Origin of the sequence: Mesorhizobium sp. M7D.F.Ca.US.004.01.2.1 (assembly GCF_003997785.1) — a bacterium.
Lineage (GTDB): Bacteria > Pseudomonadota > Alphaproteobacteria > Rhizobiales > Rhizobiaceae > Mesorhizobium > Mesorhizobium loti.
Map to the genome: position 1 here is coordinate 1 of NZ_RZRQ01000301.1, position 7,246 is coordinate 7,246.

Genomic DNA, 7,246 nt, shown 5'->3' on the forward strand with positions numbered 1-7,246 from the left:
GTCGAGAACCCGCGTGAGACGCTGAATGAGATTTGGCGCGTGCTGTCGCCGGCCGGCCGGGTGGTCATTGTCGTGCCCAACCGGCGTGGTGTCTGGGCGCGCTTCGAGCACACGCCGTTTGGCAATGGCCGGCCTTTCTCGCGTGGCCAGCTCACCGAATTGCTGCGTGAGGCGAATTTCACGCCCGCCGCCTGGTCCGATGCGCTGTTCTTTCCGCCATCGCGGCGCCGTTTCATGATGCGGTTCCACAATGTGCTGGAACGCGCCGGCCGGCGACTGTGGCCGATCTTTTCCGGGGTCATCGTGGTCGAGGCACAGAAGCGGCTCTATCAAGGCGTGCCGGTCGCCCAGCGCGCCTCGCGCCGTGTCTTCGTGCCAGTGCTGTCGCCGCATGGCGCCACCCGGCTTGGCCGTCGCAATGAGGCCGGGGACACCAAGCCATCGGTTGCGCGGGTGACGGCTTCGTGATCGCGGCAAGAGTGCCTGAGGCCATTTCCCTGCCTATCTGTCGCAAGCGGACTGACAGCCTATTTGGCAGCCCATTTGAACGACGGATGCCTTCAAGTCTCACCAACCGGCTTCAGCACTGAACGCAAGGATCTCGGCCATGGCTGATCAACCGGGCAATGCCGCCGCCGCTCAGCCGGTTGCCGTGGCGGTCGAAGCCAGCAGCCTGAGCGATCAGGTGGCGACGATCAGGCGGGCGCTGGCGGGGTCGCCGGTTCGCAAGTGGTTGCTCTGGACATCGGTCGGTATCATGGCCGTCATCATCGCAACGTCGATCGGCCAGGTTCTGCTCAACCGCTGGAATCAGCCTTTCTACGATGCGCTTGCGCGCCGCGACATGGCGGCCTTCCTGCACCAGCTTCTCGTCTTTGCGGCCATAGCCGGTGGACTTCTGGTGCTCAACATCGGCCAGACCTGGCTCAACCAGATGATCAGGCTCAAGCTGCGCGAGGCGCTGACGCTGGACCTGATCGACCAGTGGATGCGGCCGGCGCGCGCCTTCCGGCTGGCCAATGCCGGCGCCATCGGCGTCAATCCCGACCAGCGCATGCAGCAGGACGCCGCGCATCTGTCCGACCTGTCGACCGATCTCGGCGTCGGCCTGCTGCAGTCGTGCATACTGCTCGTGTCCTTCGTCGGCGTGCTGTGGGAGCTGTCCTCGGGCTTCGTGTTCCACATCGGCGGAACGTCGCTCGCCATACCGGGCTACATGGTCTGGGCCGCCATCCTCTATGCCGGCATCGCTTCCTGGCTGAGCTGGCTTGTCGGACGCCCGCTCATCCGCCTGAACAGCGACCGCTATACACGCGAAGCCGAGCTGCGCTCCTCGATGGTGCGCGTCAATGAGAATGTCGATGCCATTGCGTTGTATCATGGCGAGGCCGACGCCAGGCGACGGCTTGAACTCGACCTCGGCACGGTGCTGGGCGCCATGCGACGCATCTACACCGCCCAGATCAACCTATCCTGGGTGACCGACACCTATGGCTGGATCACCGTCGTGGCACCCATCCTGGTCGCCTCGCCGGTCTATTTCGCAGGGGATATCAGCTTTGGCGGGCTGATGATGGCGGTCGGTGCCTTCAACCAGGTCCACTCGTCCCTGCGCTGGTTCATCAACAACATCGGCAGCATTGCCGATTGGCGCGCCACGCTGATGCGCGTCGCCGACTTCCGCATCGCGCTCGATGAAACCGATGTGCTGCACGACACGGAAAAGCGCATCGTCTTCGGTGAAAACGCCAATGGCAGCATGACTTTCGAGACGCTCGAAGTGGCCTCGCCGGAGGGTTGCACCAAGCTCGCCGACCAGCATGTCGAAATCCGTGCCGGCGAGCGCGTCATGATCACCGGCGACCGGGGCGCCGGTAAGACGCTGTTCTTCCGCGCCATTGCCGGCCTGTGGCCATGGGGAAGGGGGCGGATCGGCCTGCCGGCGGGAGAAACCCTCATATTCGTGCCGCGCGTCCCTTATTTCCCGGCCGGTACGTTGCGCGAGGTCCTCGATCACCCGAACGGAGCTGCGCCCGCGAGCGATGCCGACATTTCGGCGGTGCTCGCCGAGGTTGGTCTGGAACGGCTGTCGTCGTCGCTCAATCGCGCTGGACGCTGGGATCACGAACTGGGCGATGACGAACAGCGCTCGCTGGCCTTCGCCAGGCTCGCCTTGCGGCAGCCGAAATGGGTGATCATCGACGAAGCCATGGATGCGTTCGACGGGCCATCACTACGGCGCGTGCTGTCGATGCTGGAGAAGCGTTTGCCTGACGCCGCGATCCTCAACATCGGACGCGGCCTGCACAACAATCAGTTCTTTCCGCGCGCGTTGACGATCGTCAAGGATTCCGGCGCGCCGGCGCTGAAACCTGCTCGCATCAGGGCGGGTGCTATCGAACCGCCGCCAGCCGGCGCCCGCCGCAAGACATAGGCCGATATCCGGATTGCCGGCGCAAAGCTTTATTTTGCCGTGATCGCGAGGGAAGCTCTCCGGGAGAAACAACCCTGCGACGGCCATGCTTGATGCTCTGCGCCTGCTTGCCTGTCTTGCCTGCGCCCAGGCCGCGCCCGCCGCCTCGCCGACGGATGCTCTGCCTGTGGACGTCGAGCTGGTGCTGGCGGTCGACATCTCGCTGTCGATGGACGAGAAGGAGTTCGCCCTGCAGCGCGCCGGCTATGTCGAGGCGCTGCGGCATCCCGATTTCATCCGGGCCGTCCGCGCCGGCGCCACGGGCCGCATCGCGCTCACCTATTTCGAATGGGCCGGCACGGTGCGCGATGACGCGGTCATCGGCTGGCAGATCATCGACAGCGCCGAGAGCGCCAACAGCTTTGCCGACAAGGTCGCGGCCCGCCCGTTCCGGAGCTTCCGCGGCACATCGATTTCCGGTGCATTGGCCTTCGGCACCGAGCTTTTCGATCGCACCTCTTTCGAGGGCGAACGCAGCGTCATCGATATCTCCGGTGATGGTCCAAACAATATCGGGCCGCCGGTCACCGCGACGCGTGATGCGGCAATCGCCAAAGGCATAGTCATCAATGGACTGCCGATCCTGATCAGCCCGTCGCCAACCTTCAGCCATCTCGACCAGTATTATGCGCAATGCGTGACCGGAGGACCCGGTTCCTTCGTGCTGCCGATTTACGCGGCGGCCGAATTCTCGACAGCCATCCGGCGCAAGTTGATCCTCGAAGTGAGCGGCATCCGGGACAGGATCATCCCCGTCGACGCGGCCGCGCCGATCGATTGTCTGCAAGGCGAGCGGGACAGGCGGTTCTTGTCCGATCCGTATTTTCCCGAACTCGACCGGTGAGCCTTGCCGGACTGTTGGTGCATGTCGTTATCCCAAAACCGCTGGACACTTTTGGGCGACATGCAATTAGGCCGGCCGGGCGCCAAATTTGTCGCGGAACTCATTGTAGAGATCGCGGCGCCAGCGCCGACCATGGACATAGCCGTGCATCAGCTCCGGCAGCGAGTAGCCGAGCGCTTTCGACTCGCGATTGGCCATGTAGCCCTTGAATGCCTCCGGTATCCGGCCTCTGAGGATATCGGCGATGATCTGCCGCGAGATCATGTAGGGCGGAATGTGCGGGTAGGCGTGGGCAATGTGCGGGTGTTTGCCCATCAGGTTCGCATAGGCTTCGACATAACCGTCACGGCGGCCCGAAATCGAGTTTTCCGAATTGTATTTCGTCCAATCGATGTCCTCGGACAAACGCGCGCCATAGCGACGGGAAAGCCGCAGCAGCAATTCCCGATCCTGCATCCGGGTGATGTCACTATCGTAGCCGCCAATGCCCAGCAAGGCTTCGCGGCGGGCGGTTATCGCGGAGCCGGCGATGAAGATCGTCTGCGCGACCAGCGTGCGTTCCAGCATGGTCGGGCTCACGAATGCATCGCGATTGACGCAGTTGGTGGCGCGGTTGCCCTTCAGGGAGACGAAAGAGCTGATCAGCACCTGAAGTGCGGGATTGTCATCGAACCAGGCCAGGGTCCCTTCAAGTCGGTGCGGCAGGTAGACGTCGTCCGAATCGAGGAAGGTCACCACCGGCGCGCGCGCGCGCTCGATGCCGGCATTCCTGGCGGCGTTGGCGCCTCGCCATTTGGCGCCGACATAGATCAGCCGCGGATCCTGGATGCGCGCCAGCGCCGCCTCGGTCCCATCGGTCGAGCCATCGTCGACGACAATGTGCTCAAGCCTGGGCATGCCCTGGGACAGCACGCTTTCCACGGCGCGCAACACCGTCTCGCGCCGATTGTGGGTCGGCGTTATGACCGTGATGAGAGGTGCGTCTTCGATGATCCCAGCCATGTCGTGTCAGCTGTTTCCTGCGCAGGACTGCGCGTCTATCCAGGACTTTTCGATTTTCAGAACGGTCGAATGGATCGGACTTTTCCTTTCCGGTCATCATCTTCGACGCGACGCTACAAAAAGACGCTACAAAAAACAGCTTCCTGTGTCACCCACAGTGCCAGCACTCAACCCGCGCGAGATAACGAATTCCCGTTGCTAGCGTTCCAATTGCAACAGCACTGCCGCGCAGACTCGCAAATCACCATGGAAGCGACCCGCCGTGACAGGATAGCATACACTCCATTACCTCAGACGTAATCGCTTCGCACTCGTCGTGTGGTCAGATTGTCCTTGCGAGGCCGGCACTCGGCTTCGATGACAAGGGAGTACAGTCATGACCGCCTACGCCGTTGCCCATATGCGCCATGCCACGATGGGTCCGCAGATCGTCGAATATCTGCACAGGATCGATGCCACGTTGGAACCGTTCGGCGGTCGTTTTCTGGTTCATGGCGGCGGTGTGGAGGTGATCGAGAACGACTGGCCGGGCCACCTGATCATCATCGAATTTCCCGACCGGCAGCACGTGCATGGCTGGTACAATTCGCCACCCTACCAGGCGATACTGGCGCTGCGCACGGGTAATTCGGTGTCCGATGTGGTGTTCGCTGACGGCGTCGAACATCCGCACAAGGCGACGGATGTTCTGGAAGAGTCGACGGTCCCAGACCAATTGAGCTTAGAAGCGTGATTCAGGGATCGGGAAAGGCGCCTAGCTGTGCCCGACATAGTCAGGCACGATCTCGATTTCGTCACGAACAATGCCGGCGGCGAAACTGAACTGGCCCCAAAACGCCAGGGCATAAAATGCCTGACCGACAATCAGGGAAAATGGAATTTGCCAAGGCGGCATCCCTGTCTCTCGGGCATGGCCGACAATCCGTCGTGTCGTGCGCCACGACATGGTGAACCATCGGCTGAAAGACTTGGCCACCCGTTGCGTACGGCCAGCCGAATTGAGCGCCACGAACTTCCGGTCGGCGTCGCGGCCGGTAACCAAGGCACGCCAGTAAAAGAACCGCCAGCCCCGGGGTGAGTAGTGGTAGACGCGTGCGTTGACATTATGAATTTTGTGGCCTTCGCGCAGCAGTTCGCGCATCAGCAACGTGCAGGAAACCTTGAAGCCATTGTGTTTCGGGAAAGGATGGCTGACGATCCATTCGCGTCGAAACCCTACATTGTTGGCGTTCATCGCCCGCTTCGAGGCAAATCGCCCATCGCCATGAGCCATCGGGAAAAACCAGATCAGGGCAAACGTTCTTGAAAAGAAATCATCGTGCGAAAGATATGTGTATCCGTTTACGCAAATGATTTTTGGATCTTCAAATGGCTTCAGCAAAGCTGACAGCCAGCCTGGTTCCGGCACGACGTCGGAATCGGTCAAGATGACGATGCTTCCGTCCGTTGCCAGTACGCCATTGTTCTTCAGGTCGTAGTATCGGCCGCCAGGGAACGCTGTGAAGACGAGGTCGGAAACTTGACCCAGCTGCGGTGCTTCAGCCGTGATTTTATGAAGCAGCGCGTCTGCATCCGACTCATGCCCACCATGAGAAATAACAACTTTCGGTCGCGCCAGGCCGAGATCAGTGACAGCTACGATTTCCCGCGCCAAGGCCTTCAGTCCAATGCCGATCTCGTCCCAGTCGATGGACTTGGCGTTTTCCATTTCCACAACGAGTGAATATCTTGCGCGTTCTTCAACCATCTCTGCACTGACCATTCATCGTCTAGGTGGCTATATCCGCCGCAACCTAAAGTAAAGCAACCTCTGCCTATCGAGCGACAGCCTTTCGTGAAACGCTCCATTGTCCCACATAATCTTGCATGTTGCCTCTTTGATCAAATCGGAGCGCCAGCCCGGATTTCAAAGAAAGCCGGACCCGCGGTGATTTCTGGTCTGGAACTTTGAGGTGTCGGAATACTGCGACAAGAAGCGTTCCCTCCATTCCGTATTGACGGTGTCCCGTTGGATCTCGAGACCAGAATTGGGGGCTGATGTAGATTCAAATGTGATTTCAGCGTCAACCAGATGCGCGACCTTTACAAGGCTGGCCCGTGGGTTTGCCAAGAGTTCCTCATATGTCAATGACAGGAAAGACAATCCGTTTCTTGCTAGCCAAATGTCCCAGGCCAGATTTTCCAGCATGATTTTTTCAAGCGCCTCCGCGATCGCCGCGCCGTCATAGCGTGGTGAGTTCTGAGCAGCCTCAGTGGAGCGAAATCGACCGGTCTGACGAGCGCGTGCCCAAGAAATTGCCTGACCAAGGAGATCGCGGCGGGTTAAGCGGACATAGCGCAGTCCTGGAAGGCTGGCTGGGAGGTCCACAGTCTTGGCCACCTGGGAAAACTGGCTTGCAAAGAGTTTGACTGCATAAATTCCGGAGGGAGATCGCCCATCCTTTAATGCACGCAAAACCTGAGCACGGGGATCGCGAGGATAGTTCGGCAATTCGAGAACACGGCGGCCGCCGAACCATTCCAGAGGATTGCCAAGCCCGGCGGTTGCCATCAACCCGGCGAGATGGTTGCTGCCACTGCGTGGTGAGGTGCAGATGAGAATCCCGGCTTTTAACCCAGCCAGGATGTCGGAAGGGACTTCAACAGGCAAAGGGCGCCTACGAAAGAGATGCATGGCGAACACAGCTACCGTTTCAGCAAGAACACTGCCTGCTGGCCGAAGAAATTCCAGAACCACCACGGCATCGACAGGCCGATCTTCTGGCCATTGGCGTCGAGCGCCGTCGCCTTCTCCACGGTCGCGCCGAGCTCGTCGCACAGATTGACGAAATCGCGGATGGTGCAGAAGTGGATGTTGGGCGTGTCGTACCAGGAATAGGGCAGGTCCTTGGTCACCGGCATGCGGCCCTGGATGAACAGCGACAGGC

Annotated in this window: 7 protein-coding genes and 1 pseudogene; 4 read left to right on the plus strand and 4 right to left on the minus strand. The window is 60.5% G+C overall.

All coding sequences use genetic code 11. The features are described 5' to 3' along the window. The 3 genes and pseudogenes from EN993_RS28150 to EN993_RS28160 form a co-directional block, all read left to right on the plus strand. Positions 1-468 (plus strand): annotated as a pseudogene (locus EN993_RS28150) (class I SAM-dependent methyltransferase); the annotation flags it as partial. Positions 469-607: 139 nt separating this feature from the next. Further along, positions 608-2,434 (plus strand): ABC transporter ATP-binding protein/permease, encoded by a 1,827-nt coding sequence (locus EN993_RS28155; RefSeq protein ID WP_127265406.1) that lies wholly within the window; start codon positions 608-610, stop codon positions 2,432-2,434. A gap of 85 nt (positions 2,435-2,519) precedes the next feature. Next, entirely contained in the window at positions 2,520-3,317 is a 798-nt protein-coding gene (locus EN993_RS28160) for a DUF1194 domain-containing protein (RefSeq protein ID WP_126070693.1), read from the plus strand. A gap of 66 nt (positions 3,318-3,383) precedes the next feature. On the opposite strand, the gene EN993_RS28165 is transcribed toward EN993_RS28160, so the two are convergent. Then, complete coding sequence (locus tag EN993_RS28165; protein WP_126070692.1) at positions 3,384-4,319, minus strand: glycosyltransferase family 2 protein; 936 nt, start codon at positions 4,317-4,319, stop codon at positions 3,384-3,386. A 376-nt stretch (positions 4,320-4,695) separates the two neighbouring features. Between EN993_RS28165 and EN993_RS28170 the strand changes: the two genes are divergently transcribed. Further along, positions 4,696-5,052: a DUF1330 domain-containing protein gene (locus EN993_RS28170; protein ID WP_127265407.1), complete on the plus strand. Its 357-nt coding sequence runs from the start codon at positions 4,696-4,698 to the stop codon at positions 5,050-5,052. Positions 5,053-5,073: 21 nt separating this feature from the next. On the opposite strand, the gene EN993_RS28175 is transcribed toward EN993_RS28170, so the two are convergent. The 3 genes from EN993_RS28175 to EN993_RS28185 form a co-directional block, all read right to left on the minus strand. Continuing rightward, entirely contained in the window at positions 5,074-6,066 is a 993-nt protein-coding gene (locus EN993_RS28175) for a glycosyltransferase (RefSeq protein WP_127265408.1), read from the minus strand. A gap of 159 nt (positions 6,067-6,225) precedes the next feature. Continuing rightward, a complete protein-coding gene (locus EN993_RS28180) occupies positions 6,226-6,969 on the minus strand; it encodes a Stf0 family sulfotransferase (protein ID WP_164757857.1) in 744 nt (247 codons plus the stop codon). Between the two features lie 35 nt (positions 6,970-7,004). Further along, the coding region (locus EN993_RS28185) for a methionine biosynthesis protein MetW (RefSeq protein ID WP_281040580.1) at positions 7,005-7,246 on the minus strand (242 nt) is incomplete at its 5' end.

Coding starts and splice junctions, on each gene's coding strand:
- EN993_RS28165 (WP_126070692.1), bottom strand. CDS start 4,319: ATGGCTGGGATCATCGAAGACGCACCTCTCATCACGGTCATAACGCCG.
- EN993_RS28155 (WP_127265406.1), top strand. CDS start 608: ATGGCTGATCAACCGGGCAATGCCGCCGCCGCTCAGCCGGTTGCCGTG.
- EN993_RS28175 (WP_127265408.1), bottom strand. CDS start 6,066: ATGGTTGAAGAACGCGCAAGATATTCACTCGTTGTGGAAATGGAAAAC.
- EN993_RS28160 (WP_126070693.1), top strand. CDS start 2,520: ATGCTTGATGCTCTGCGCCTGCTTGCCTGTCTTGCCTGCGCCCAGGCC.
- EN993_RS28170 (WP_127265407.1), top strand. CDS start 4,696: ATGACCGCCTACGCCGTTGCCCATATGCGCCATGCCACGATGGGTCCG.